Raw genomic sequence first — 26843 nt, 5'->3', positions numbered from 1 at the left:
CGCCGCAATGGCGATCGAGGCCTGGGCGAAAGTTCCCATCACCCCCTCCAACCACGCGATGGCCCGGCACGCGCTGCAAAGATCGGCTGAAATCAAGCCTTCAGCTGCTGCATGATGGTCTCCGCACCAGAGACATTGACCCCCTTCTCGGTCTCGATGTTGAGCGTCTTCACCACGCCATTCTCGACGATCATCGCATAGCGCCTGGAGCGCAGCCCCATGCCGGCCGCCGCAAGGTCAAGCTCGAGGCCCACAGCCTTGGCGAATTCGCCATTGCCGTCCGCCAGCATCAGGATCTTGCCCTCGGACCCGGTTGACTTGCCCCAGGCCTTCATCACGAAGATGTCGTTCACCGCGGTGCAGGCGATGGTGTCCACGCCGTGCGCCCTGATGTCGTCACAGGCCAGCAGGAATCCTGGCAGGTGGTTCATGTTGCAGGTCGGCGTGAAGGCGCCGGGAAGCCCGAACAGCACCACCTTGCGGCCGCCGAAGATCACGTCGGCCGGCATCTTTTGCGGCCCCTCGGCGGTGGTGACGGTGAATTCGACGTTGGGCAGCTTGTCGCCCGGCTTGATGGTCATGGCTGTCGTCCTTCTGGCTTTATCGGGTTCAGGGAAGCGTCAGGGTCTGTTCATAGCCCTTGCCGCCGATGAGATAGGTGATGGTGACGGTCTGGCCCCTGAGCCTGGCGGCATCGGCGAGGCTGCCGATCGCGAGCCGCGCCTCGCGGCCGTCCGCCGAGAGCACGGGGGCGTGGAAATAGGCCGTGGTGGCGCTTTCCACGAAAATGTCCCCGGGCCTTTCCGTCAGCGTGAGCCTGAGCGCGGGCTTGCCGCCGTCGCTGAGGATCTCCGCGCTGGTGATGGCATGGCCGGCGGCGGGCACGGCGGAACGCGCAGCTTCGACGCGCGCGCTGCCCAAAGGATCGCGCTGCTCCAGCCCGAGCGAGATCGAGGCCTCGGCCTGGGCGGGAATGCAGACGTCCTTGCATACGGCGAAGAACAGGCCAAGCTTCAGGTCCAGTGCGCCGGGCCCTTCCGGCGTGACGGTGACGGGGAAGATCACGTCCTGCAGGTAGCCGACGGTCTCGCCGCCCTTGTCGATGTGGCGCGCGGGCGCGGGGAACTGGACATCGACCTTGGCGGGCCGCGAGGGCGTCCAGGTGAATTCCGGCGGAATGCCGGAATCGCCCGGCATGCGCCAATAGGTCTTCCAGCCGGGCGCCAGCTCGATCAGCACGCCGGTATGCCAGGCGGCCCCGTCGAAACGATCGCCGGTCAGCGACACGCGCCATGGCTTGCCGTCCGCGGCGGCGGGGAGCGCGAGGGCGAGGGCTGCGGCGAAGGCAAGGCGGATCGTCATGATGGCTCTTTATGGAAGAAAAGCGAAGCCCCGCCAATCACCTTCGCGTCAGGCCGGCCTGCGGCACGATCTTCAGGCAACACTGCAAACGGTTCCCCTCCTCGGCCCGCTGCGCTTCTTGCGGTAAGATCATGCTCAAGCTTTTGATCTGGCGCAGGTTTCGGTTCAGTGAAATCGAAACCTGCCCGATCTCTTGATTTGGTCGCATTTTTGACGGTCAACCGGTGTCCACTTGGCCTGAAAATGCTCTATGCTTCGCGCCACACAAGGGAAACGGCATGACCAAGGGTCCCTATCTCGACGGGCAATTGCTGATCGCCATGCCGGGCATTGGCGATCCGCGTTTCGATCGCAGCGTCATCTACATGTGCGCGCATTCGGAACAGGGCGCGATGGGCATCATCATCAACAAGATCACACCGATGATGTGCTTCGGAGATCTGCTCTCGCAGCTTGACATGGCGGGCGAAGATGCGCCAGCACCGCCAGGCGAGCTCATGCAGATGCCCGTGCTGTTCGGGGGGCCGGTGGAACAGGGCCGCGGCTTCGTGCTGCACACGTCGGACTATTTCACCGCCGATTCGAGCCTGCCGGTGACCGAAAACATCGCCCTGACCGCAACCGTGGACATTCTGCGCGCCATGGCCAGGGGCGAAGGGCCGCAGCGCGCGGTGCTGGCGCTCGGCTATTCCGGCTGGGCGCCGGGCCAGCTCGAGAACGAGATCCAGCACAATGGCTGGCTCACCTGTCCTGCCGACGAGGACATCGTCTTCGGCATCGGCTTCGATGAGCGCTACACCGCGGCGCTGCGCAAGCTGAAGATCGACCCCGCCATGCTGTCGCGCGATTCAGGCCACGCCTGAAGCCTATGCTTCGCCCGCGCCGGGCAGCGCCACCTGGCGCTGCCGCATGCGCCGGCGGCGCGGGGGCGGAGCCTCGGGACTTGCAGCTTCAGGCACGGGCTCGGCCGCGGGAGGCTCAGTCGCGGCCGGGGCAACCGCTGCCTCAGTGGCGTCAGCCGAAGGCGGAAGTTCGCCCGCCTCAACGGCGGCAATGATCTCTTCCACAATGATCGAATTTGCCCCGGACGCCGCGCCGGAGGGCGGGAGCACCGCCTCAGCCTCAGCCTCAGCCTCAGCCCCAGCCTCAGCCGGCAGAGGCTCTTGCTTCGGCACGGGGTCAGGCTCCATGCGGCGGCGCGGATAGGGGCGCGCCGGGCGCTTTTCGGGCTCGGGGCGCTGCACATCCACGGCCGTCATCCGGCGCAGCGCGGGTTCCGGCGGCGGGTCCTTGATGGCGCGCTCCCACAGCCAGGTTATGGCGGTGCGGCCGGAGGTCTGGGCATAGGGCAGGCCCGCCAGCGCCTCGTTCACCTGCTTCGCCGACATCGGCTTGCCGATGAAGAAGCCCTGGCCATAGTCGCAGCCGAGCCCGCCAAGCCGGTCGACCTGGTCCTGGTTCTCGATGCCCTCGGCCACGATTGAGAGGCCAAGCTCGTGGCCCATGGCGATGATCGACCGCAGAATCACCCCGGCGCGGCGGTCCTGCGCCTCCTGCGAGATGAAGCTGCGGTCCACCTTCAGCGTGTCGAAGGGCAGCTTCCTCAGGCTTGAGAGCGAGGAATAGCCGGTGCCGAAATCGTCGCAGGAGAGGCCGACGCCCAATTCGCGGAAACGTTCGAGAATCTGCGCCGCGCGCTCCGGATATTCCATGACGAGGGATTCCGTGACCTCGATTTTGAAGCTGCCGCGCAGCAGGCCCTCGCGCCCGATCATCTGCTTGACGTCGTCGAGCAGGCCCGGCTCGATGAGCTGCGCCGACGAGATGTTGACAGCGATGAAGGCGGGCTCGGCCGAGCGGTAGGCGCGCTGCCAGATGCCGAGCTGGCGGCCGGCCTCGTTCAGCACCACGCGGCCGATGTCGCGGATCATGCCGGTTTCCTCGGCGAGGCTCAGGAAGCTCTCGGGCGCCAGGAGGCCCATCGCCGGGTGGCGCCAGCGCACCAGCGCCTCGAAGCCCGCGAGGTGCATGTCGGCAAGCCGCGCGATGGGCTGGTAATGGACCTCTATCTCGTTCCTCTCGATGGCGCGGCGCAGCTCCGCCTCGAGCACCACCAGTTCCGCGCGGTCATCGACCATGGCCGGGTTGAACAGCTCGACCGCGCCCGTGCCCTTGCGCCGCGCCTCGTAGAGGGCCACGGCGGCTTCCTTCATCAGCCGCTCGGCGTCCTGCTCGCCCGGCCGGTACTGCGCGACGCCGACGGAGGCCGTGAGGAAATATTCCTGGCCTTCGAATTTCACCGGGCGGCCCACCGTATCGAGCAGCGCCTGGGCGAAGGCATCCACGCCGCGGCCCCCCGGCGCCTCGTGATAGAGAAGGGCGAACTGATCGCCCGGCAGGCGCGCCACCGTGTCCGCCACGTCCGCCTCGGCCTTGAGGCGGCGGCCGATGATGGACAGAAGCGCGTCACCCGCCGCGTGGCCCATGGCGTCGTTGACGGTCTTGAAGCGGTCAAGGTCGACCAGCAGCACGAACAGTCCGGTGGCCGCACCCGGTTCCAGCCCGTCGATCGCCCGCTGCAGCCGGTCGGCGAAGAGCGCGCGGTTGGGAAGGCCGGTGACCATGTCGTAAACGGCGTCCTTCAGCAGGCGCTCCTCGGCGATCTTGGCATTGGTGACGTCGGTGACGGTGCCGATGCAGCGCGCCGCGCGATAGCCGTTGCCGCCGGTGATGGAGCGCGCCCTCAGCTCGAACCAGCGGTAGCCGCCATCGCCATGGCGGAGCCGGAACTTGCGCTCGATGGGGCTCCGGCCGTCAGCCTCCGCCTCCGCGATGGTGGCGAGATAGGCGGAGCGGTCGGCCGGGTGCATGAGTTCGAGAAAGGCCTCGCCCGCCGCGTCCTCGAAGGCATTGGCGGGTTGGGCCAGCGCGCGGGCGATCTCGGGGCTGAGGAAGAGTTCGCCGTCCTCCGGCTGCCAGTCCCACACGAAGGCGCGCGCCCCGGCGAGGGCCAGGGCATGGCGCCCCGCCTCGCGGAAGAAGTGGCGCGACAGATAGCCCTGCGCGAAGGCGTGATGCGCCAAAACGAAACCCAGCATCACGAGCAGCGCCACTAGCCCCACCGCCACCACCCCGGCAATCGAGGAGCCGGGATCGCTGAACAGTGCGGCCAGCATGGCCAGCATGGTCCACAGCAGCACGGCGGTCCAGCTCAGCACCGCCGTCTCGGCCTTCACCCCGCCGCGCCACCACAGATAAACGATGAGGACGAAGCCGCCCACCGCGGTGAGCGCGAAGACCAGACGCGCCAGGGCCACGGCCAGCATCGGTTCGGCGATGCCATAGATCGGAATGGCGAAGGCGAGGCAGGCGGCGATCAGCAGCAGGTTGCCCGCCATGCGCGAGACACGGCCAAGATCCGCCAGCATGGCCAGAAGCAGCAGCAGGAAGCCCGCCATCAACCCCTCGAAGACGGCCCGCAGCACCTGCAAGGTGAAACCCGTCATGCCCGACTGGGCGGTAAGCACGGTAAGGTGGCCCGCCTCCAGCAGCAGGAAGCCGGTGGAGGCCAGCGCAAAAGCGCCCGCCACCGGGAAGAGCGCACGCGCCCGGAAGCCGTAGAGCAAGATCATGGCGAGCGCGATCAGCACCGAAATGCCGAGCAGCGCGCCGCGGAAGAAGGAGATGAAGTCCTTGTGCGCGTCGAAGGCGGCGCGCTGCCACATGGTGACGGGGAGCGCACCGCCCGTCACCTCGAAGGCGACCGACACCGCGCCACCCGGCGGCAGGCTGAGCAGATAGGCGCTTTCGCCCGGCGCCGGGGGCAGATTGCTCAACTGCCCGGCCCCCGCCAGCTCTGTGCCATAGACGCGCGGCCCCACCAGCCGCGGGGGATAGAAGCCGGAGCCCGTGAAGCCCTGGTGCGGCACGGCCAGCACGACGGAAACGGGGTCCTTGGACGTGTTTCTGAAGGCGGCGGTCACCCAGTTGAACACCGGCCCTGGCGCCTTTGCGGTGAGCGTCATCTGCCCGGACGGGCCCTCGCCGCCATGCGGCCGCCGGATGACGGTCTCGCGCTCGGGCGTCTGCAGTCCGGCGAGGAGGCCTGTGAGGTCCTGCTGCGGTAGCGCCCGCGAAATGTCCACGATGTCCACGGCAAGGCCGGGCCGCGCCAGCCCCAGTGCGGCTGCCAGCAGCAGAACGACGAACAGCAGATTGCCGGCTGGAAAGCCTCCCGCCCTGGGTCCACCACACCTCATCGGATTACCTAAGCTGAGGCGCGTCCTCATGACAAGGAACGTTACACCACAGGGTTACTGTGTGTCAGAGCATTTTCCGGTCAAGTGGACACCGGTTGACCGCCGAAAATGCGACAAAACAAAGGACAAAGCATTTTCCGGTCAAGTGGACACCGGTTGACCGCCGAAAATGCGACAAGGCAAAAAGACAGAGCGGCGTTTCGGGTCTGCTGAATCGAAACCTGCGCTACCCCGAAAGCCTCGCAAACAGAAGATGATCGCGCCATTCGCCGGCAATCTTGAGGTAGCCGCGCGCCTGCCCCTCATAGGCGAAGCCGCATTTGTGCAGGAGGCCGATGGAGGGCACGTTGTGCGGAAGGCAGGCCGCCTCCACGCGGTGCAGGCCCAGGTGCCGGAAGGCAAAATCGCAGATCAGCCCCACGGCGGCGGTCATGTAGCCCTTGCGGACATGGGGTTGGCCGATCCAGTAGCCGAGTGTCGCCGTCTGGGCGACGCCACGGCGCACATTGGACAAAGTGAGCGCCCCGACCAGCACCTCGCCCCCGCGGTCGAAGATGAAATAGGGGTAGGCCAGGTCCTCGTCGATATCGCGCCAATACTGCCGGATGCGGCTTCTGAAGGCGGTGCGGGTGAGGTCGTTGGCGGGCCAGAGCGGCTCCCACGGGGTGAGGAAGTCGCGGCTCTGCGCCCTGAGCGCCGCCCACTGCTCGTAATCCGCCATGTCCGGCACGCGGATCAGCGCGCGGCCATTCCGAAGGGTGGGGGGCGGGTCGCCGACGAAGGGTGAGCGGAGGAAAGCCATATCACTGCTTACGAAAATTGCCCGGCTATCTTATCGTAGTCCGCCATGTCGGCAATGTGGCCGACGGCGCTGAAGGCCGGCTTCCGATGGCGGAACAGGCGCTCCGCCAGCGCCCGCACCTGTTCGGGCGTCACCGCCTCGATCCTGGCGGCGAGCGTCGAAATCGCTGGCACCACGCCGAACGCAAGGAACTGGCGGGCGATCTGGTCGGCCCGGGCCGAGGCGCTCTCGAGGTTCATGACCAGACTGGCCTTGAGCTGCGCCCTGGCGCGCGCCACTTCGGCCTCCGTCACCGCCCGCGCCACCGACAGCATCACCTGCGAGGTGAGGTCGAGAAGCTCGTTGGAGTGTTCGGGGGATGTGGCGGCATAGACGCCCACCTGCCCCGCATCCTCATAGGCCGAGCCGAAAGAGAAGACGCTGTAGCAGAGGCCGCGCTTCTCGCGCAGCTCCTGGAACAGGCGCGACGACATGCCGCCGCCGAGGATATTGGAGAGCACCTGCAGCACATAGATGTCCGGGTGGCGGTAGCCCGGCGCCTCGAAGCTGAGCACGATGTGGGCCTGGTCGAGGGGCTTTTCCGCCGTGCAGCAGGTGGGCAGGAAGCGCGGCGTTTCGCGTTGCGGGTCCGTGCCCTGCCCGATCTTTTCGAGCAGGGCGCGGGCCTCCGCCGCGAAGGCCTTGTGATCGATATGGCCCGCCGCCGCGACGACGATGCGCGAGCCCCCGTAATTGCGGTTGCGCCAGTCGAGAATCTGCTGGCGGGTCACGCCGCCGATCAGTTCCTGCGTGCCGAGGATGGAGCGGGCCAGCGGATGGCCGCCGAAGCTCGCAGCCTGGGCGAGGTCGAAGACCAGGTCATCCGGCTGGTCGTGTGCTGCCGCGATTTCCTGCAGGATCACGCCACGCTCGCGCTCGAGTTCGTCTTCGTCGAGGGCCGGCGAGGTGAAGATGTCGGCGAGGATGTCGAGCGCCAGAGCCCAGTCCTGTTTGAGGACGCGGGCATAATAGGTCGTGGTCTCCATGCCGGTGGCGGCATTGATTTCGCCGCCGGCGGATTCGATGTCCTCGGCGATGGCGCGGGCGGAGCGGCGCGGCGTGCCCTTGAAGGCCATGTGTTCGAGGACATGGGCGATGCCGTTCTCGTCCGCCCGCTCGTCGCGTGCCCCGGCCTTGACCCAGATGCCAATTGCCGCCGTCTCCAGATGCGGCATGTGGTGGGTGACGACATGGATGCCGTTGTTGAGGCGGGTGATCTCGACGCTCATGCGCTTGCTCTCGTTCAGGCCTGCTGCCGCGACAGAATGAAGTCGCGCACGCTGCCCACGTCATTGGGCAATACTGTGAACCGTTCCCTGGCCGTCAGCAAGCCGGAGAGGCGCGGCGGCAGGCCGGGGCGGACACCGCAGGCCTTCTCCACCGCATCGGGGAACTTGGCGGGATGGGCGGTGGCGAGCGTCACCATGGGGCTGGCCGAGGCTTCCGCCTTCCGCGCGACTGCATAGCCCACCGCCGTATGCGGGTCGAGAAGCTCGCCCGTCTGGGCAAGGGTCTCGCGGATGGTGAGCGCCGTTTCGGCCTCGTCCGCGGCACCGGATCCGAATTCATGGCGGATCTGTTCGAGCTCGCGGTCGCCGACCGTGAAGCTGCCGGACTGGGCGAGACCCGCCATCAAATGACGCACCGCATTGGGGTCTCTGGCATAGGCGAGGAACAGCAAACGCTCGAAGTTGCTGGAGATCTGAATGTCCATCGACGGGCTGGTCGAGGGCCTCACGCCGCGCTGCTCGTAGCGGCCGGTCTTCAGCGTGCGGTCGAGGATGTCGTTGACGTTGGTGGCGATCAGCAGCCGGTCGATGGGCAAGCCCATGCGCTTGGCCACGAGGCCGGCGAAGATGTCGCCGAAATTGCCGGTGGGCACCGAGAAACTCACCGCGCGGCCTGGCGCTCCCAGCGACAGCGCGGCGGTCACGTAATAGACCGTCTGCGCCATGATGCGCGCCCAGTTGATGGAGTTTACGCCGGCCAGCCCCACGTGATCGCGGAAGGCGTGGTCATTGAAAAGCGCCTTCACGATGGCCTGGCAGTCGTCGAAATTGCCTTCGATGGCGATGTTGTGGATGGAGGCCGACTCGACCGTCGTCATCTGGCGGCGCTGCACCTCCGACACGCGGCCATGGGGATGCATCATGAAAACCGAGGCATATTGCGAGGACTTGAAGGCCTCGATCGCGGCGCCGCCGGTGTCGCCGCTGGTGGCGCCGGCGATCGTTGCCCTGGTCCGGCGCCCGGCCAGCGCCCAGTCCATCAGCCGCGCGAGGAGCTGCATCGCCACGTCCTTGAAGGCGAGCGTGGGGCCATGGAAAAGCTCAAGCAGCCACTGGTTGTCGTCAAGCTGCTTCAGGGGCGCCACCGCCGGGTGGCCGAAACCCGCATAAGCTTCCGCGATCATGCGCCTGAGGTCCGCCTCCGGGATCGCCCCGCCGATGAAGGGGTGCATCACCGCGAAGGCCACATCCTCATAACTCCTGCCCTGCAAATGCGCGAGGGCGCGGCCCGGCAGCTCGGGCCAGACGGCCGGCACATAGAGACCGCCGTCGCGGGCGAGACCGGTGAGCAGAACGTCTTCGAAACCGAGTTCCGGGGACTCGCCCCGTGTCGACACATAACGCAAGGCCGTGACCCCTCAAGGATTGGGGCAGCTTTAGCCCCCGGCCCGCAGGCCTTCAAGCGGAGCTTTCCCTCAGCTCAGGTCATGCCAGTTCTTCCGCCGCCGGCGCAGGTCGAGGATATAAAAGCCGGCGACGCCCAGCAGGGTTGCCGCCAGGCCGAACCAGGTGATGGCATAGCCCAGGTGATTGTTGGCGAGATCGGCCTTGGGCTCCTGCGGCCTGGGGAACTCCACGCCATTCTCCGTGGGCACCAGCTGGATGGCGAAGGGGAAGGGCTTAAGCTCCGCGGGCAGGCCGCTCGCCGCCAGCATGGACTTGACGTCCCACCAATGCCACATGCCGGATGCGGGATCATTCACCGGGTCGAAATAGCCCTGGCCATTGGGATGGGTGCGGATGACGCCCTCGATCTCCTGCGGACCCTCGAGCAGCGTATAGCTGTCCAGCTTCTGGCCGGGCAGCCGGCCGCGGTCGACGATCGCCGCCCAGCCGTCCTCGCTCGCAACGGGCGCGATGATGGTCCAGCCCTGCCCGCCCGCATAGCCCGAGAGCATCTTCATGCGCGGCTGGTTCTTGTAGGAGCCGGTGAACTTCACCCGCACGAATTCGACGTTGCTGCCCGCGCGTGACATGTCGAGCGCCGTCGGCAGATCGACCGGAGCCGCGGCCGCATTGGCGGCGAGCCGCGCGAGCAGCGCCTCCTTGGCGGCCAGACGTTTCACCTGCCAGACGCCGAGCGAGACGAGGATGGCGAGGCCGATGACGCTGGCCGCCACGACCGGCCAGATGCGCGGCGGGCGCTCGTGCGGGCGGATCATTTCTGCAGGCGTCCTTCGCTGGCGCCGGTCTTCCATTGCTGGCTGATGAGCAGGCCCTTCACCGGGCGCAGCAGCAGCATGGGCAGGATGATGAGAAGCGGAATGGCAATCAGCGCATGCACCCAATAGGGCGGGCTGTAGGCCGCCTCGACGCCGAGGATGGAGCCGACACCGGCGACGCAGACAAAGAGCATGACGAACCACGCCGCCCCGTCGCCGCCATCGGCGAATTGATAGGAGAGCCCGCAGCTCCGGCATTTGTCGGCGACCGTGAGATAGCCGTCAAACAGCTTGCCCCGGCCGCAGCGCGGGCAGGCGCCGGCAAGGCCGGTCTTGAGGGGCGAGAGGTTGGGGTAATGGACGTCGTTCATCCAGTCCTCGAAAGCGAAGGGGCCGCAGCGGTTGTCCGTTGCGGCCCCGGTTTAGCAGAAAACCCGGCGGTCAGCCCTCCGGAATGATCACGCCCGCCGAGCCCCAGATATAGATGGAGGCGAACAGGAACAGCCAGACCACATCGACGAAGTGCCAGTACCAGGCCGCCGCCTCAAGGCCGAAATGCGCTTTCGGCGTGAAGGCCCCGCGCGAGGCGCGGATGAGGCAGACGAGGAGGAAGATGGTGCCGATGATGACGTGGAAGCCGTGGAAACCCGTGGCCATGAAGAAGGTCGAGCCATAGATATTGCCGCCATTGTCACGGTGGAAGGCGAAGGCGGCATGCGAATATTCATAGGCCTGGACCATGGTGAACAGCACCCCCAGCAGCACCGTCGCCAGCAGGCCCATCCGCAGCCCCTTGCGGTCGTTGTTGAGCAGCGCATGGTGCGCCCAGGTGATGGTGGTGCCGGAGGTGAGCAGGATCAGCGTATTGATCAGCGGCAGGTGCCAGGGGTCGAAGATCACCGTGCCCTTGGGCGGCCAGACGCCGCCGGTTGCCACCGCGCGCGAGGCCTGGATCGCCTCGCCGGGGAACAGGCTGGCGTCGAAGAAGGCCCAGAACCAGGCCACGAAGAACATCACCTCCGAGGCGATGAACATCAGCATGCCATAGCGCAGGTGGAGGGCCACGACCGGCGTGTGGTGCTGCTGGTCGCCCTCCATGATGACGTCCCGCCACCACATGAACATGGTGTAGAGCACCCCGGCGAAGCCGAGAAGCATCACCGCCGGGCTCAAATCCCCGTGCATCCAGAACACCGCGCCAACGGCGAGCACAAAAGCCGAAATGGAGCCGACGAACGGCCATGGGCTTGGATCGACCAGGTGGTAATCGTGATTCTTGGCGTTGGCGTCAGCCATGTCCCCTGCTCCTCAATTCGCGACGCTGGCGGGGGCCTCGGTCTTGGCCTCCGTCACAGCCTTGGTCTTGTCCACCGGATAGAAGGTATAGGACAAGGTGATTTCATCGATGCCCGCGGCGTCCGGGTCCTTCAGCATATCCGGGTCGACGAAGAAGGTCACGGGCATCTCGATCTTTTCGCCGGGCTGCAGCGTCTGCTCGGTGAAGCAGAAGCACTGGATCTTGTTGAAATAGGCCCCGGCCTGCGGCGGCGAGACGTTGAACACGGCGCTGCCCGTCACCGCCCTGCCGGAATGGTTCGCCGCCTCGTAATAGGCCATGTTCTGCTCGCCCAGCCTCACCCTCAGCGTGGTCTGCAGCGGGTGGAACGCCCAGTCGAGCTTGCCGGAGGTGTTGGCGTCGAACCGCACCGACACGGCCTTGTCGATGGCCTGCTCCGGTGCCGCCTGCGCGCGCTGCACCGTGCCGCCATAGCCCGTGACCTGGCAGAACAGCCGGTAGAGCGGCACCGAGGCATAGGTGAGCCCGATCATCGCCGCCACCGTGGCGGCTGACATCGCGACGACGCGGATATTCCGGTGCTGCTTCATCAGAGGCTCCGCATTGCAACCGAGCCGCCCAGACGGACGACGGTCGTGACGAAGAACAGCACCACGAGGGCGGCAAGAATCACCGCCATGGCAATGGCGCGCTTCTTGCGGCGCGCCATGTCTTCGGGTCCGAAGGGGGTATTGGTCATCGCATCCTTCATCCGAGGACCGGCGCAAAGCTGGGAATGCCCACCGCCCGCTCGGCCAGGATCAGCGCGAAGACGACGAACAGCCACATGGTGGAGAAGCCGAACAGCTTCTTGCAGGCAATCTCCGCCTCCTGGCCCTCGCGCAGCGAATAGACCCGCCAGGCATGCCAGATGAACACCAGCCCCAGCCCGGTATTGGCCGCGAGATAGAGCCAGCCCACCGTGCCGGTCAGCGCCGGAAACAGCGTCACCGGAAAGAGCAGAAGCGAATAGAGCAGGATCTGGCGGCGCGTCTCGCCAGCGCCGGCGACGACAGGCAGCATGGGCACGCCGGCCCTTGAGTAATCCTCATTGATTTTCTTCCACAGGGCCAGCGCCCAGAAGTGGGGCGGCGTCCAGGTGAAGATGATGAGGAACAGCGCGATGGAGCCGAGGTCGACCGAACCCGTCACCGACACCCAGCCGACCATCGGCGGGAAGGCGCCCGCCGCGCCGCCGATCACGATGTTCTGCGGCGTCAGCCGCTTCAGCCACATGGTGTAGATGGCGATATAGAAGAAGATGGTGAAGGCCAGCAGCGCGCCCGCCAGCACATTGACCAGCAGGCCCAGCACAAGAACCGAGCCCGCGGCGAGCACCATGCCGAAGCCCAGCGCTTCCGAAGGGGTGACGGCACCGGCGGGAACAGGGCGCTTCGCGGTGCGCTTCATCACCGCGTCGATATCGGCGTCATACCACATGTTGAGGGCCCCTGCAGCACCCGCGCCCACCGCGATCGCCAGCAGCGCCACGAAGGCAAGCCAGGGGTGCAGCGTGCCCGGCGCCGCGACGAGCCCCACGAAGGCCGTGAAGATGACAAGCGACATGACCCGCGGCTTGAGCAGCGCGAGGAAGTCCTTCACCGTGCCCTGGCCGCCGGATTCGGCGGCCGGGATTTCGGCGAGCTGGGCGTTGATGTCGCTCATCGTGTCGTCAGCGGGCTTACTTGATCACCGGCAGGGTGGAGAACTGGTGGAACGGCGGAGGAGACGACAGCGTCCACTCCAGCGTTGTGGCGCCGGCACCCCACGGATTGTCGCCCGCCTGGCGCTTTTTGGCGAAGGCGTCGTACACGCCGTAGAGGAAGATCAAAACGCCCACGGCCGAGATATAAGAGCCGTAGGAGGAGATCTGGTTCCAGCCCGCGAACACCGTCGGATAGTCGATGTAGCGGCGCGGCATGCCGGCGAGACCGAGGAAGTGCTGCGGGAAGAACACCATGTTCACGCCGATGAACGTCACCCAGAAGTGCAGCTTGGCGATCCCTTCATTGTATGTGTAGCCATACATTTTGGGGAACCAGTAGTACCAGCCCGCGAAAATGGCGAAGACGGCGCCGAGGGACAGAACATAGTGGAAGTGGGCCACCACATAATAGGTGTCGTGCAGCACGCGGTCGACGCCGGCATTGGCCAGCACCACGCCGGTCACGCCGCCCACGGTGAACAGGAAGATGAAGCCCAGCGCCCAGATCATCGGCGCCTTGAAGTCGATCGACCCGCCCCACATGGTGGCGATCCACGAGAATATCTTCACACCCGTCGGGACCGCGATGATCATCGTGGCGGCGACGAAGTAGGCCTGCGTGTCGGCGTCGAGGCCGACGGTGTACATGTGGTGCGCCCACACAATGAAGCCGACGACGCCGATCGCCACCATGGCATAGGCCATGCCGAGATAGCCGAACACCGGCTTCCGCGAGAAGGTCGCCACGATCTGCGAGATGATGCCGAAGCCGGGCAGGATGAGGATGTAGACTTCCGGATGGCCGAAGAACCAGAACAGATGCTGGAACAGCACCGGGTCGCCGCCGGCCGAAGGCACGAAGAAGGCGGTGCCGAAGTTGCGGTCGGTCAGCAGCATGGTGATGCCGCCGGCAAGAACCGGCAGCGACAGGAGCAGCAGGAAGACCGTGACCAGCACCGACCACACGAACAGCGGCATCTTGTGCAGCGTCATGCCCGGCGCGCGCATGTTGAAGATGGTGGTGATGAAGTTGATGGCGCCGAGGATCGACGAGGCGCCGGCGATGTGCAGGGCGAGGATCGCGAAGTCCATGGCGGGGCCGGGCTGGCCGGTGGTCGACAGCGGCGGATAGATGGTCCAGCCGCCGCCCGTGCCCATGGCGCCGGGCGGGCCTTCGACGAACATTGAAATGACGAGCAGGACCAGTGCCGGCGGCAGCAGCCAGAAGGATATGTTGTTCATGCGCGGGAAGGCCATGTCGGGCGCGCCGATCATCAGCGGCACGAACCAGTTGCCGAAGCCGCCGATCATCGCCGGCATGACCATGAAGAAGATCATCAGCAGGCCATGCGCCGTCACGAACACATTGTACATGTGCTTGCCGGCATCGACCGCGGCGTCAGCCGGCGTGCCGTAAACCATGGTGGCGAGGCCCTGGAAATACTGGATGCCAGGCTCGGCAAGCTCCATGCGCATAAGGATGGACAGGATGCCGCCGATGACGCCTGAGAAAATCGCGAACCACAGATACATCGTGCCGATGTCCTTGTGGTTGGTCGAATAGACGTAACGCTTCCAGCCCGTCGGGTGGTCGTCGTGCGCGGCGATTGCGTGTGCCATTCTGAATGCCTCGTTCCCGGTTACTTCTGAGCCAGCTTGCCGTCCGCGGCTTCCGCGCTGGCGAGATATTTGTAGGCTTCTTCAAGCCCGGCGGTCTGGGCGGTTTTGGCCCAGATGTCATAGTCGGCCTGCGAGACGACATGCACCTCGATCGGCATGAAGGCGTGGTCCTTGCCGCAGAGTTCCGAGCACTGGCCAAAAAACACGCCCTCGCGCTCGGCGTGGAACCAGTCCTGGTTCAGGCGGCCGGGGATGGCGTCGATCTTCATGCCGAACTGCGGGATCGTCCAGGCGTGGATGATGCCGTCCGGGTCGGAGGTGACGATGAGCTTGACTGTCTTGTCCACCGGCACGACGACCGGATTGTCGGTCTTGAGCAGGTAGGGGATATTCGCCTCTTCGGCGGTTTTGATGTCGCGCGCCTTGTCGTCGAGCGTGGCGGTGAAGGAGACCTTGGCGGAGCCGTCCTCATTGAGGCCGAGGTCAGGATATTCATAGGTCCAGTTCCACGAGGGGTTGCCGATGACCTTGATGGTCATGTCGGCGGCGGGGATGTCGCGCTGGAGATAAAGCAGCTTGAAGGAGGGGACGGCGATCGACACAAGAATGATAATGGGAATGACCGTCCAAAGCACCTCAACCGTGGTGTTGTGCGTGGTGCGGGACGGCACCGGGTTGGCCCGCGCGTTGAACTTCGTCATGACATAGACCAGCAGTCCGAGCACGAACAGCACGATCGCCGTAATGACCACCAGCAAATAATTGTGCAGGCTGTGAATGCCGACCATCGAGGGTGAGTTCGACGGCTGCAGACCCATCTGCCAGGGATGGGCATAGCCATCGATGGCCCAGGCCGCCGGGGCCCATGCGAGGACTGCCGCAAGGCCAAGTCCTGCCGTCAATGTGTTGCGAAACGTCATCGTAACCCTCTCTCAATCAAGGCCTTGCGGGTAAACGCACAAGGACAGTGGGGGCTGCGGCCGTTCACGGGACCCCCACCCCAGATAGTGAGTGTGAACCACATCCGCCGCCCCGCCGCAACTTGGGCAGGCGCGGCAAAACGTCGTGCCGTGGTCTGCCCCGGCCGCCACCGGAATTCCGCCCCAATTCCCCCCGAAACCGACCGCCGCCGATCCGGCAGGCAAGCAGCGCGCCGGCAATATCCGCAACGAATGCGGGTTGTGCAGGCCAAAAGGCGGCGCTAAACCCGCCAGGTCGGGATTACAGAAGGTAGAACTCCGTGCGAATCACACTCAAGCCGAGCCGCCTGCTCGCCCTCACCTCCCTCGGCATCGCGCTCAGCCTCGGTCTGTCCGGCGCCGCTTCCGCCCAAAACACCGCCGTCCAGAAGCAGGATCAGCAGGCGCCTGCGGGCGGCCAGCAGCCGCAGTTCGGCCCCCGCGCCAGCAAGGCGGCCCAGCCCGGTCAGCCGCAAGCCCCCAAGATCGATTTGATCGCCGAAAACGGTCAGTGGAAGGTGCAGTGCGAAACCGTGCCGGCCACGGAAGGCCAGCCTGGCGGCCGCCAGTGCGGCATGGTTCAGGTCACCACCAGCGAGAAAAACCCGAAGGCCTCGCTGACGCTCGTCATCGTCAGCACCCAGCAGAACGGCAAGCCGCTTTACAACATGCGGGTGATCGCGCCCATCGGCGTGTTCCTGCCCACCGGCGTGGCCCTGGAGATTGACGGCAATGCGGTGGGCCGCGTGCCCTTCACCCGCTGCATGCCGCAGATCTGCATGGCATTCGCGGAAGCCAGCCCCGACACGCTGGCGAAGCTCAAGAAGGGCAAGGCCGCCAACTTCATCATCTATGAGGCGCCGGGCATCGGCCTGCCGATGAAGCTGTCGCTTGATGGCTTCTCGGCCTCGCTTGCCGCCCTTGACAAGGCCAGCAGCGGCGGCTGATCCGCCCTTTTCCCGCATCGGACAGGGGCCGTTTCGCCGGAGCGGCCCCCTTTTCATTTCTGGCGGAATGCGCGCCGCTCGCCTATCTTGAGGCGTCACAGCGTCTGACCCAACAGGTGAACCCGTGCCCGACTCTGCCCCCGTTTCGCTCTTCGATACCGACGATTTCAGCCGCGCCGAGGCGGAAGCCCTGGTGGCCGACGCGCTGCGGGATGCGGAGGATGGCGAACTCTTCGTCGAGAAACGCCAGACCGAAAGCCTGGTCTGGGACGACGGCAAGCTGAAATCGGCAAGCTTCGATGAAACACAAGGCTTTGGCCTCCGCGCGGTGAGGGGCGAGACCGCCGCCTATGCCCATGCGACCGACCTCTCGGTTGCCGCATTGCGCCGTGCTGCCGATGTGTGCCGCACCGTGGCCACCGGAAGCCCCGTCGTCCACGCGGTGGCGCCGGAGCGCACCAACCGCAAGCTCTATGCCGATGCCAACCCGTCCGACGCCATGGACTTTTCCGGGAAAGTCGCGCTGCTCGAGAAGGCCGATGCCTATGCCCGCGGCCTCGACCCGCGGGTGAAGCAGGTTTCAGTCTCCATGTCGGCCGACTGGCAGGCGGTGGAAATCCTGCGCGGTGACGGCTCCAGCTACCGTGACGTGCGGCCGCTGGTCCGCTTCAACATTTCGGTGGTTTCATCCGACGGCAGGGAACAGGGGCAGGGCAGCCATGGCCTGGGCGGCCGCGGCGAGCCGCTTTCCTATTTCACCGACGATGTCTGGATGGCCGCCACCCGGGAGGCGCTGCGCCAGAGCCTCGTGTCGCTTGAAGCCCGTCCGGCCCCGGCCGGAGAGATGGACGTGCTGCTGGGTCCCGGCTGGCCCGGCATTCTGCTGCATGAGGCGGTGGGCCACGGCCTTGAGGGCGACTTCCACCGCAAGAAGACGAGCGTGTTCACCGGCATGCTGGGAAACCGGGTGGCGTCCAGGGGCGTCACCATCGTCGATGACGGCACGATCGCCGGACGCCGCGGCTCCATCACCATCGACGACGAGGGCACGCCGTCCGGCTGCACCACGCTGATCGAGGACGGCATTCTGGTGGGCCTCATGCAGGACCGGATGAACGCCCGCCTGATGGGTGCGGCCCCCACCGGCAACGGCCGCCGCCAGTCCCATGCACATGCGCCCATGCCGCGCATGACCAACACCTACATGCTGTCAGGCGACAGGCATCCGGAGGAGATCCGGCGCTCGATCAGGCGCGGCCTCTTCGCCAAGTCCTTCGGCGGCGGACAGGTGGACATCACCTCGGGCAAGTTCGTATTCTCCTGCACCGAGGCCTATCTGATCGAGGATGGCAGGATCACCCAGCCGGTGAAGGGCGCCACCCTCATCGGCGCGGGGGCCGATGCGCTCACCCGCATCTCCATGGTGGGCAACGACATGGCGCTTGATTCCGGCGTCGGCACCTGCGGCAAGCAGGGCCAGGGCGTGCCGGTGGGCGTGGGCCAGCCGTCGCTCCGCATCGACAGGCTCACCGTCGGCGGCACGGCCGCCTGAGGAGATGAAGCCCGAGGCCGTCATCTTCGACATGGACGACGTGCTGTGCCGCTACGATCTCGGACGCAGGCTGAGGGCGCTGGCCCGCATCACCGGCCAGACGCCGCGCGACATCCGCGCCGCCATCTGGGATTCAGGGTTCGAGGATGCCGCCGATTCGGGCGATTACCCGGACCCCGATGACTATCTGCGCGAATTCGCCCGCCGCCTGGGTTTCCCGCTCACCCGCGGTCAATGGGTGGACGCGCGGCGCGAGGCGATGACGCCCTGGCCCGACATGCTGGCGCTGGCGAAGTCGGTGGGCCAGCAGGTGCGCATCGCCATCTATTCCAACAACGGTCCGCTCACCAGGGCGGCCCTCGCCGAGCTGTTTCCCGCCTGTGCCGCCATCTTCGCCGAGCATTACCACTCCTTCGAATTCGGCCTCAGGAAGCCGGACCCCAGGAGCTTCACCAGGCTGATGGAGCGCATGGGCGCCGATCCGGCGCGCTGCTGGTTCATCGACGACAAGAAGTCGAACGTCGCGGGCGCGCGCCTGGCGGGCCTCAAGGGCCACCACTTCGTCAGCCACGATCAGCTCCTGCCCGCCGTCCGCGGCATGGGCCTTGCCGCATGAGCCGCGCAGACGGGGAGATGCGCGCCGCCCCCTTCATCACCGGCTCCACCATGCGCCATGTGGTGGTGATGACGCTCACCGGTGCGGTGGGCCTCATGTCGCTGTTCATGGTCGATCTCGTCGACCTCTTCTTTCTGTCGCTTCTGAACGACACGGAAGTGACGGCGGCCGTGGGCTATGCCGGAACCATCGTGTTCTCCAACCTGTCGGTGTCGATCGGCTGCGGCATTGCGGCGGCGGCACTCGTGGCGCGCAACGTCGGCGCGGGCGACCGGCAGCGGGCGCGGCAGTTCGCCACCAGCGCGCTGATGTTCGCGCTCATCACCGCGTCGCTCATCACGCTCGCCATCGACCTGGGGAGCGGCGCGCTGCTCGCGCTGCTCGGCGCCCATGGCGAGGCGCGGCGGCTGGCGCAGCTTTTCATCTGGACGCTGTCGCCCGGCTATGTGCTGATCGCCGGGGCGATCTCGTGTTCCTTCATTCTGCGGGGCCTGGGCGATGCGCGGCGGGCCATGTACATCACGCTGTCCACCGCAATCGTCACGGCCTGCGCCGACCCCGTCTTCATCTTCGGTTTCGGCTGGGGCATCCAGGGCGCCGCGGCGGCCACGGTGCTGGGCTATATCGTGTCCTTCGGCATCGGGCTCCATGGCGTCGTGCGGGTGCACCGCTTCATCAACCCGTTCCGGCTTGGCGGCCTGAAGCGCGATTTCCCGCCGCTCTGGGCCATTGCCTTCCCGGCCATCCTCACCCAGCTCGCGCAGCCCTTTGCCAATGCCTATATCACCTATGGGATAGCCCCCTTCGGCGATGAATCGGTGGCGGGTTTCGCCATCGTCGGGAGGTTGGTGCCGGTGGCCTTCGGCATCATCTTTTCGCTGGCCGGTTCGGTGGGGCCCATCATCGGCCAGAACTACGGCGCCAGGCGCCATGACCGGGTGCGCAGGACACTCACCGACGGGCTGATCTTCTCGGCCATCTACACGCTCCTCACCTCGCTCCTGCTGTTCCTGTTCCGCCACCAGATCGCCGAGGCCTTCAACGCGGCCGGCCGCTCGCGCGATCTCGTCGTTTTCTTCTGCACCTTCATCGGCATCAGCTGGGCCTTCACCGGCGGCCAGTTTGTGGCGAACGCCGCCTTCAACAATTTGGGAAGGCCCACGCTGTCGAGCTGGTTCAACTGGGCCAAGGCAACGCTCGGCACCATTCCCTTCGCGATGATCGGGGCGCGCATGGGCGGCCCGGAGGGGCTGCTGGCGGGAACCGCGCTGGGCTCCGTCATCTTCGGCATTGCATCGGTGATCGCCGCCTATGCCATCGTGAGACGCAGCGCAACCAAGGCAGCCGGATAAGCCCGCTCACAGCCCGTGCCGGCGGCGGCGGTTGGCCCGTTCCTCCAGCTCCAGCGCGGCATTGACGCTGAGCGGCAGGCCTGCCGCCCAGCGCACCTCCGGGCGGGTGACGCCGATGTCGTCGAGCAGGAGGTCGTCCAGCGCGTCAAGCCGGGCAACCGCCCGGCGGGCCCCCCAGTTGCGGAGCAGGTTCCACAACAGCGCCAGGCTTCCCGTGGCTTCCGCGGCTTCAGCACGATGCAGGGCATAGTCTTCCATGGCAAAGTCCTCCTCGTTGACGGAGTGGACCATTCCCCTTCCGCCGTCTGGCCCCTGCCGTGGGGCCGCATTCATTTTGCGATGGTTGAAGAATGCACGAGGACCATTGATTTATCCAACGAATGTATCTTATGGTATTGATCACAATCACTGATGGGTTATGCCATGATCCCCAACCTTGACATCGACCTTCTGAAGACCTTTCTCGCCATTTCGGACACCGGCAGCTTCACCCGCGCCGCCGAGGAGGTGAACAAGACCCAGTCCGCCGTCTCGATGCAGATGAAGCGGCTGGAGGAGCTGCTGAGCCGACCCCTCTTCGCGCGTGACGGGCGGGCCAGCCGCCTCACGCCGGACGGCGAGCGGCTGGTCGAATATGCGCGGCGGCTGGTGTCGCTCAATGACGAGGCGGTGGCCACCTTCAAGCGCCCGGAGCTCACCGGCACGGTGCGCTTCGGCACGCCGGATGACTATGCCGACCGCTTCCTGCCCGAAATCCTCGCCCGCTTCGCCCGCACCCACCCGCTGGTGACGGTGGATGTCGAGTGTCTCAACACCTCCGTCCTCTTCGAACGCACCAGGCGCGGAGAGCTGGACCTGGCGCTCGTCACCTTCGGCTGCAATGTCCAGACCGATGAGCCGGTGCGGCGCGAGCCGCTCGTCTGGGTCACCTCGGCCCGCCACTCGACCCATCTGCTGGATGTGATGCCGCTCGCCATTACGCATGCCGGCTGCGAATGGCGCTCCACGGTTATCGAAGCACTGGACCGGATCGGCCGCAAATACCGCGTGGCCTATTCGAGTTCCAATTCCAACGCCTTGAATGCCGCGGTGCAGTCGGGCCTCGCCGTGGGCGCGGTGCCTGAACTGTGCGTGCGCCCCGACATGCGCGTGCTCACCGGGAAGGACGGCTTCCCGCCGCTCGGCTCCTTCGAAATCGGTCTCATGAGAAAGCCCGGCCGCGGCAGCTCCGCCGTGGAGGCTCTCGCCCGCCACGTGGCCGAAAGCCTGGGCAACTTCAGTGTGGGGATGATGGCCGCGGAGTGAGCGGCAGGCCTCAATAGGCGAAGTCGCGGAACACCCGCGTCACGTCCTGGCGCCAGTCGCCGTGATAGAGCGCGAGCAGGTTTTCGGCCGCCGTCCTGCCGCTCTGGGCAATCTCGTCGAGGGGATCGAGGAAGGCCGCTTCCGTCCTGCCCTTGCAGCCCTGCCGCCCCCGCGCCTCAAGGCCCCCGCGGGCGATTTTGAGAACCTCTTTCGCGATGTCCTGAACCTTCCGCCCACGGACCGTCGCGTGCAGCGCCTGCCTTGGCGCGTCGTCGCGCAGCTTCTGGCGCTCCTGCGCCGTCCAGTCCTTGACGAGGTCCCATGCCGCATCGAGCGGGGCCTGCTCGTAGAGCAGCCCCACCCACAGCGCGGGCAGCGCGCAGAGCCTCCGCCACGGGCCCGAATCCGCCCCCCTCATCTCAAGATATTTCTTGAGGCGCACCTCGGGGAAGATCGTCGTGAGATGATCGGCCCAGTCCTTCATCACCGGCTTCTCGCCGGGCAGCTGCGGCAGGCGGCCGTCGAGGAAGGCGCGGAAGCTTTCTCCCGAGGTGTTGATGTATTTGCCGTCGCGCATCACGAAATACATCGGCACATCGAGGGCATAGTCCACATATTGCTCGAAGCCGAAGCCATCCCCGAAGACGAAGGGCAACATGCCGGCGCGCGCATTGTCGGTGTCGCGCCAGACCTCGGAGCGATAGGAGAGGAATCCGTTCGGCTTGCCGTCAAGAAAGGGCGAATTGGCGAACAGCGCGGTCGCGACGGGCTGCAGCGCCAGCGACACGCGCAGCTTCTTCACCATGTCGGCTTCCGAGGCGAAATCGAGGTTCACCTGCACGGTGCAGGTGCGGAACATCATGTCGCGGCCCCTGGTTCCCACCTTGTCCATATAGGGCGCCATGATGCCATAGCGGCCCTTGGGCATGACCGGGGTTTCGGCGAGACTCCACAGCGGCGAGGCGCCCAGCCCGAGGAAGCCGATGCCCAGCCTGTCGCCCACCTCGCGCACCTGGCTCAGGTGCTCATGCACCTCCTCGCAGGTCTCGTGCACGGTATCAAGCGGCGCGCCGGAGAGTTCGAACTGGCCGCCCGGCTCCAGCGAGACATTGCCGAGGCCCTTGGGGTCCGACAGCGCGATGATGTTTTCGCCTTCATGGACGCCGGTCCAGCCATAGCGGTCCTTCAGCCCATCAAGCAGCGCCTTGATGGAGCGCGGACCATGATATTGCACCGGCTGCAGCGTGTCGGTGAGGAAGGGAAACTTCTCGTGCTCGGTGCCGATCTTCCAGGCGGACCTGGGCTTCGAGCCAGACGCCAGCTCCCCGATGAGCTGGGCCTTGGTCTCGATCGGCATGCGCGCTTTTGGCGTGTCGGGGGCGGGTCCGCTCAAGGGGTGTCGATCCTGTCAAAACTGTGTCCGGGCATGTAGGCGGGCGGCCCCTCTTCGGGCAAGCGAAGATTCGGAATGGACCCATCAGGGCTTGTGATGCCAATCGCCCAGCACGGCCTGCAGCAGCGTCAAGGCCGCCACCGCCGCCGTGTCCGCCCGCATGATGCGCGGCCCCAGTGAAATCGCCGTGACGAAGGGTGCTGATGCGAGCAGCGCCTTCTCTTCCTCCGTGAATCCGCCCTCGGGCCCGATCAGAACCGCGGCGGGCGCCCTGAGCGGGCGCAGCGCCTCGATGGGGTTGGCGATGGCCGCCGTCTCGTCGCAATGCACGAGCGCGCGCTCCGTCTCCCAGTCGCACAGCAGCCTGGGCAGCTTCACCGGCTCATGCACGTCCGGCACAAACACGAGGTTGCACTGCTCGGCCGCCTCGATGACATTGGCCCTCATGCGGTCGAGGTTCACCCGCTCCGCAATGGTGCGCCGGGTGATGACGGGGCGCAGACGGCGCGCGCCAAGCTCGGCCGCCTTCTGCACAACATAATCGAGCCGCGCATGCTTCAGCGGCGCGAAGCAATAGTCGATGTCGGGCGGTGGCGTGACGGCCGACACCTGCCGCTCGCAGCGGATGCCGACACCCTTCTTCGTCACTCCGGTGAGATGGGCCAGCCACTCCCCGTCGCGCGCATTGAACACCGAGACAGGGTCACCCGGACCAAGCCGCAGCACGCCTCCAAGATAATGCGCCTGCTCCCGGTCGAGAGCGATCTCCCGCTGAGCGGCAAGCCCGGCATCAAGGTGAAGGCGAGGGGTGGTCTTCATGCTGCGCCCGGTGTACACCGCCCCCATGAGCGAAGCCAGTCACTCCGAACCGTGCATTGCGGACGCGCTGCCGGACCATTGGGCGGACCGCGCGCTGCCAGGCTGGGTCCGCCCCTATGCCCGGCTGATGCGGCTCGAAAGGCCCATCGGCTGGTGGCTCCTGCTGCTCCCCTGCTGGTGGGGCCTGACGCTCGGGCAGACCGCCAGGGGCGGCGGCATGCCGAACCTCTGGTATGCCGCGCTCTTCCTCGCCGGCGCCGTCATCATGCGCGGTGCGGGCTGCACCCTGAACGACATCGCCGACCGCAACTTTGACGGCCGCGTGGAGCGCACAAGACTGCGCCCCATCCCGGCGGGCCAGGTGAGCGTTCCGCAGGCGCTGGCCTTCCTCGTGCTGCTCTGCCTCCTGGGCCTCGCCGTCCTGCTGCGGTTCAACTGGTTCACCGTGGCGGCGGGGGCGGCCTCGCTTGTCATCGTCGCCGTCTATCCCTTCATGAAGCGCATCACCTACTGGCCGCAGGCGGTGCTGGGGCTTGCCTTCAACTGGGGCGCGCTGGTGGGCTGGGCGGCGGTCCACGGGTCGCTGTCGCTGGCTCCTCTCCTCCTCTATGCCGGCGGCATCTCCTGGACGCTCGCCTATGACACGATCTATGCCCACCAGGACAAGGAGGACGACGCGCTGATCGGCCTGAAGTCCACGGCCCTCAGGTTCGGCGGGCAGTCGATCTGGTGGCTCAGCCTGTTCTTCGCGCTCGCCATCATTCTGATCGATGCTGCGGCCTGGGTGGCGGGCGGCGGCATCATCGCCCATGCCGGCGTGGCGGGGGCCGCACTTCAGGGCGCGTGGCAACTGGCCCGCTTCCAGCCGGACAATGGCGCCCGCTGTCTTGAACTTTTCCGCTCCAACCGCATATTCGGCCTCATCATCGCCATTGGCTTTTTTCTGGATTCGCTCCTCGCATGACCGACGATCTTATTGCCCTTGCGGGCGAGGCCGTGGCCCACGCCCGCAAACTCGGCGCCGACGCCGCGCACGCCGTGGCCGCCGACGGCCGCTCCACCGAAATCTCCGTGCTCGACGGCAAGATCGAGAAGGTGGAGCAGGCGGAGGCCCGCGACCTTTCGCTCAAGGTCTTCGCGGGAAAATCCTCCGCCTCGGTCTCCGGCAGCGTGCTGACCAGGGAGGCGATCCACCGTCTGGCCGAAAATGCCCTGCGCATGGCAAGGCTCGCCCCGCCGGACCCCCATGCCGGCATCGCGGACCCGGAGCAGCTTGTGACCCAAATCCCCGAACTCGACCTCGCCGCCGATGACCTGCCTGACCCGGCGAAGCTCGAGGAGCTGGCGAGGCGCGCCGAGGCTGCCGCACTCGCCGTCAGGGGCGTGACCAAGTCGTCAGGAGCGGACGCATCGCGCTCGGAAACCTCGGTGGGCATCGTCATCTCCAACGGCTTCGCGCAAGGCTACCGGCGCACCGGCGTGGGCGTTTCGGTGTCGGCCATCGCCGGCGAGGGGCTCGGCATGCAGCGCGACTACGACTATTCCTCCGCTGTCCACTTTGTCGACCTGCGTGACCCCGAGACGGTGGGCCGCGGCGCGGGCGGGCGCGCGGTGGCGCGCCTCAACCCGCGCAAGGTGAAGTCGCAGTCCGTGCCGGTGATCTATGACCGGCGCGTGGCCTCAGGGCTGATCGGCCATCTGCTCGGCGCCATCAATGGCGCGGCCATCGCGCGCGGCGCCTCCTTCCTCAAGGATGCGCTGGGCCGGCAGATTTTCGGTTCGCACATCACCATCGTCGAGGACCCGCACATGCTCAGGGGCCACGGCTCGCGCCCCTTCGACGGCGAGGGGCTGGCCTGCGCAAGGCGCAACCTCATCGACAAGGGCATCCTCACCGGCTGGGTGCTCGACCTGCGCTCGGCCCGGCAACTGGGGCTTCAGCCCACGGGCCAGGGCTCGCGCGGCGGGCCCTCCACCGCCAACGTCTTCCTGCCTGCGGGCAGGGAAACGCCGGAAGACCAGATCAAGGGCATCGCGCAGGGCCTCTACGTCACCGAGCTCATCGGCTCCTCGGTCAACAATGTGACGGGCGACTACAGCCGCGGCGCCTCCGGCTTCTGGATCGAGAACGGCGAGCTGACCTTCCCGGTGAGCGAGATCACCATCGCCGGAAACCTGAAGGATATGTTCAAGACCGTCCGCCCGGCCTCCAACCTCGAATTCCGCTCTTCGGTGTCGGCCCCCAACTGCCTGGTCGAGGGCCTGACCATTGCCGGTGTCTGACGCCGGGCTTCTCTTCGACGTGGTGCGCGAGGCGGGCGAACTGGGCCTCACGCTCGGCAGGCAGAAGAGCCTGAAGCACTGGACCAAGCCTGACGGCAGCCATGTCACCGAGGGCGACCTCGCCATCAACGGCCTCTTCGAAGAGCGTATCCGCGCCGCGAGGCCCGGTGACGGCTGGCTGTCGGAAGAAACCGCCGACGATCCGCGGGCGCGCATGGCGCGTGAGCGGCTGTGGATCATCGACCCCATCGACGGCACCCGCGCCTTCCTCGAGGGCCGCAAGGAGTGGTGCGTGGCGGCGGCCCTCGCCGTCAACGGCCGCCCGGTGCTCGCCGCCGTTTTCGCGCCTCATCGTGATGAATTCTTCACCGCTGCTGAAGGCCGGGGCGCAACGTTCAATGGCGCGCGCCTCAGCATGCCCGATCCCGTCTCGCTCGCAGGCGCCCGCATCGCCGGCAACAGCAAGGCTCTGGCCCGGCTCACCCATCTCGGCATCGCCGCCGATCCCCCCGGCTCGCTTCCCCTGCAGCTGCGGCTTGCGCATGTCGCGGCCGGGCGGCTGGATGGCGCGGTCTCGATCGGCAGGCGCCATGACTGGGACCTCGCGGCGGGCGAATTGCTGGTCGCCGAGGCGGGCGGGCGGGTCTCGGGCGCCACCGGCGAAGGATACATTTACAACCGGCCTGAGCCGTGGCAGCAAGGCCTCGTTGCTGCGGGTGCGAAGCGCCATGCGGCGCTGATCGATGCCCTGAACTGCCAGAGGTCTGCATGACGAAGAGCACGCCCGAGCCCGGCCAGCAGCTTCTCCACCTCGTCTTCGGCGGCGAGCTGGACGACGTGAAATCCGTTACTTTCAAGGACCTCCACAGGCTCGACGTCGTCGGCTTCTACCCCAATTACGCCGAGGCCCATCGGGCCTGGTTGGCCAAAGCGCGCGAGACGCTGGACAACGCCCAGATGCGCTATTTCATCGTCCACCTGCACCGCCTGCTCGATCCCTCCACCCAGAAGCCGGACTGAAGAGCAGGGCCTGCTCCATCTCT

The 26843-nt window shown here is 66.4% G+C and carries 27 protein-coding genes; 10 read left to right on the top strand and 17 right to left on the bottom strand.

Annotated elements, in window-relative coordinates:
- Positions 1-92: 92 nt before the first annotated feature.
- Positions 93-581 carry a peroxiredoxin gene (locus IOC69_RS04805; RefSeq protein WP_290542397.1) on the bottom strand — a complete coding sequence of 163 codons (489 nt, stop codon included), beginning with the start codon at positions 579-581 and terminating at the stop codon, positions 93-95.
- 28 nt (positions 582-609) lie between these two features.
- Positions 610-1362, bottom strand: coding sequence for a protein-disulfide reductase DsbD domain-containing protein (locus IOC69_RS04800; protein WP_290542396.1), 753 nt, complete (start codon positions 1360-1362; stop codon positions 610-612).
- Positions 1363-1640: 278 nt separating this feature from the next.
- On the opposite strand from IOC69_RS04800, the gene IOC69_RS04795 reads away from it, so the two are divergent.
- A complete protein-coding gene (locus IOC69_RS04795; RefSeq protein ID WP_290542395.1) occupies positions 1641-2225 on the top strand; it encodes a YqgE/AlgH family protein in 585 nt (194 codons plus the stop codon).
- Positions 2226-2228: 3 nt separating this feature from the next.
- Here the strand turns inward: IOC69_RS04795 and IOC69_RS04790 are convergent, their stop codons facing one another.
- From IOC69_RS04790 to coxB, 12 genes are all read right to left on the bottom strand, one after another.
- A complete protein-coding gene (locus IOC69_RS04790) occupies positions 2229-5651 on the bottom strand; it encodes an EAL domain-containing protein (RefSeq protein ID WP_290542394.1) in 3423 nt (1140 codons plus the stop codon).
- Between the two features lie 196 nt (positions 5652-5847).
- Positions 5848-6423 carry a GNAT family protein gene (locus IOC69_RS04785; protein WP_290542393.1) on the bottom strand — a complete coding sequence of 192 codons (576 nt, stop codon included), beginning with the start codon at positions 6421-6423 and terminating at the stop codon, positions 5848-5850.
- A gap of 8 nt (positions 6424-6431) precedes the next feature.
- Positions 6432-7691: a pitrilysin family protein gene (locus IOC69_RS04780; RefSeq protein ID WP_290542392.1), complete on the bottom strand. Its 1260-nt coding sequence runs from the start codon at positions 7689-7691 to the stop codon at positions 6432-6434.
- Positions 7692-7705: 14 nt separating this feature from the next.
- Entirely contained in the window at positions 7706-9097 is a 1392-nt protein-coding gene (thrC, locus tag IOC69_RS04775) for a threonine synthase (protein ID WP_290542391.1), read from the bottom strand.
- Between the two features lie 69 nt (positions 9098-9166).
- A complete protein-coding gene (locus tag IOC69_RS04770; RefSeq protein ID WP_290542390.1) occupies positions 9167-9913 on the bottom strand; it encodes an SURF1 family protein in 747 nt (248 codons plus the stop codon).
- On the bottom strand, positions 9910-10284 hold the full coding sequence (locus IOC69_RS04765) for a DUF983 domain-containing protein (protein WP_290542389.1): 375 nt from the start codon (positions 10282-10284) through the stop codon (positions 9910-9912). Before IOC69_RS04765 ends, IOC69_RS04770 begins: the two co-directional genes overlap by 4 nt.
- A gap of 70 nt (positions 10285-10354) precedes the next feature.
- Complete coding sequence (locus IOC69_RS04760) at positions 10355-11209, bottom strand: cytochrome c oxidase subunit 3 (RefSeq protein WP_290542388.1); 855 nt, start codon at positions 11207-11209, stop codon at positions 10355-10357.
- 12 nt (positions 11210-11221) lie between these two features.
- Positions 11222-11800, bottom strand: coding sequence for a cytochrome c oxidase assembly protein (locus IOC69_RS04755; protein WP_290542387.1), 579 nt, complete (start codon positions 11798-11800; stop codon positions 11222-11224).
- A complete protein-coding gene (locus IOC69_RS04750) occupies positions 11800-11949 on the bottom strand; it encodes a hypothetical protein (protein ID WP_290542386.1) in 150 nt (49 codons plus the stop codon). Before IOC69_RS04750 ends, IOC69_RS04755 begins: the two co-directional genes overlap by 1 nt.
- 8 nt (positions 11950-11957) lie before the next feature.
- The gene (locus tag IOC69_RS04745; protein ID WP_290542385.1) at positions 11958-12914 is read right to left on the bottom strand and encodes a heme o synthase; all 957 of its coding nucleotides are present in this window, start codon (positions 12912-12914) and stop codon (positions 11958-11960) included.
- Between the two features lie 16 nt (positions 12915-12930).
- Complete coding sequence (gene ctaD / locus IOC69_RS04740; protein WP_290542384.1) at positions 12931-14574, bottom strand: cytochrome c oxidase subunit I; 1644 nt, start codon at positions 14572-14574, stop codon at positions 12931-12933.
- 20 nt (positions 14575-14594) lie between these two features.
- Positions 14595-15494 (bottom strand): cytochrome c oxidase subunit II, encoded by a 900-nt coding sequence (gene coxB, locus IOC69_RS04735; RefSeq protein WP_290542383.1) that lies wholly within the window; start codon positions 15492-15494, stop codon positions 14595-14597.
- A 320-nt stretch (positions 15495-15814) separates the two neighbouring features.
- Between coxB and IOC69_RS04730 the strand changes: the two genes are divergently transcribed.
- From IOC69_RS04730 to IOC69_RS04715, 4 genes are all read left to right on the top strand, one after another.
- A complete protein-coding gene (locus IOC69_RS04730; protein WP_290542382.1) occupies positions 15815-16480 on the top strand; it encodes an invasion associated locus B family protein in 666 nt (221 codons plus the stop codon).
- Positions 16481-16670: 190 nt separating this feature from the next.
- Positions 16671-18032 (top strand): metalloprotease TldD, encoded by a 1362-nt coding sequence (gene tldD / locus IOC69_RS04725; protein WP_290542407.1) that lies wholly within the window; start codon positions 16671-16673, stop codon positions 18030-18032.
- A gap of 4 nt (positions 18033-18036) precedes the next feature.
- Entirely contained in the window at positions 18037-18648 is a 612-nt protein-coding gene (locus IOC69_RS04720; RefSeq protein WP_290542381.1) for an HAD family phosphatase, read from the top strand.
- Entirely contained in the window at positions 18645-20000 is a 1356-nt protein-coding gene (locus tag IOC69_RS04715) for an MATE family efflux transporter (RefSeq protein ID WP_290542380.1), read from the top strand. The genes IOC69_RS04720 and IOC69_RS04715 overlap by 4 nt, the downstream gene beginning before the upstream one ends.
- A gap of 6 nt (positions 20001-20006) precedes the next feature.
- On the opposite strand, the gene IOC69_RS04710 is transcribed toward IOC69_RS04715, so the two are convergent.
- Positions 20007-20291 carry a DUF1127 domain-containing protein gene (locus IOC69_RS04710; RefSeq protein WP_290542379.1) on the bottom strand — a complete coding sequence of 95 codons (285 nt, stop codon included), beginning with the start codon at positions 20289-20291 and terminating at the stop codon, positions 20007-20009.
- 132 nt (positions 20292-20423) lie between these two features.
- Between IOC69_RS04710 and IOC69_RS04705 the strand changes: the two genes are divergently transcribed.
- On the top strand, positions 20424-21305 hold the full coding sequence (locus IOC69_RS04705; RefSeq protein WP_290542378.1) for a LysR substrate-binding domain-containing protein: 882 nt from the start codon (positions 20424-20426) through the stop codon (positions 21303-21305).
- 10 nt (positions 21306-21315) lie between these two features.
- On the opposite strand, the gene IOC69_RS04700 is transcribed toward IOC69_RS04705, so the two are convergent.
- Both IOC69_RS04700 and IOC69_RS04695 read right to left on the bottom strand, forming a co-directional pair.
- Positions 21316-22662, bottom strand: coding sequence for a glutamate--cysteine ligase (locus IOC69_RS04700; RefSeq protein WP_290542406.1), 1347 nt, complete (start codon positions 22660-22662; stop codon positions 21316-21318).
- 120 nt (positions 22663-22782) lie between these two features.
- Positions 22783-23517 (bottom strand): 16S rRNA (uracil(1498)-N(3))-methyltransferase, encoded by a 735-nt coding sequence (locus tag IOC69_RS04695; protein ID WP_290542377.1) that lies wholly within the window; start codon positions 23515-23517, stop codon positions 22783-22785.
- On the opposite strand from IOC69_RS04695, the gene ubiA reads away from it, so the two are divergent.
- Genes ubiA through IOC69_RS04675 form a run of 4 tightly spaced genes read left to right on the top strand, consistent with a single transcriptional unit; the run spans position 23516 to position 26820 of the window.
- Entirely contained in the window at positions 23516-24481 is a 966-nt protein-coding gene (gene ubiA / locus IOC69_RS04690) for a 4-hydroxybenzoate octaprenyltransferase (protein WP_290542376.1), read from the top strand. The genes IOC69_RS04695 and ubiA overlap by 2 nt on opposite strands.
- Positions 24478-25800 carry a metallopeptidase TldD-related protein gene (locus tag IOC69_RS04685; protein ID WP_290542375.1) on the top strand — a complete coding sequence of 441 codons (1323 nt, stop codon included), beginning with the start codon at positions 24478-24480 and terminating at the stop codon, positions 25798-25800. Before ubiA ends, IOC69_RS04685 begins: the two co-directional genes overlap by 4 nt.
- Positions 25793-26572 (top strand): 3'(2'),5'-bisphosphate nucleotidase CysQ, encoded by a 780-nt coding sequence (locus tag IOC69_RS04680; protein ID WP_290542374.1) that lies wholly within the window; start codon positions 25793-25795, stop codon positions 26570-26572. The genes IOC69_RS04685 and IOC69_RS04680 overlap by 8 nt, the downstream gene beginning before the upstream one ends.
- Positions 26569-26820: a DUF4170 domain-containing protein gene (locus tag IOC69_RS04675; protein WP_290542373.1), complete on the top strand. Its 252-nt coding sequence runs from the start codon at positions 26569-26571 to the stop codon at positions 26818-26820. Before IOC69_RS04680 ends, IOC69_RS04675 begins: the two co-directional genes overlap by 4 nt.
- Positions 26821-26843: the final 23 nt, after the last annotated feature.

Source organism: Aestuariivirga sp., assembly GCF_020252405.1.
Classification (GTDB): Bacteria; Pseudomonadota; Alphaproteobacteria; order Rhizobiales; family Aestuariivirgaceae; genus Aestuariivirga.
Note: the sequence above shows the minus strand (reverse complement) of the source record. Positions and strands in the feature narration are given on the sequence as shown.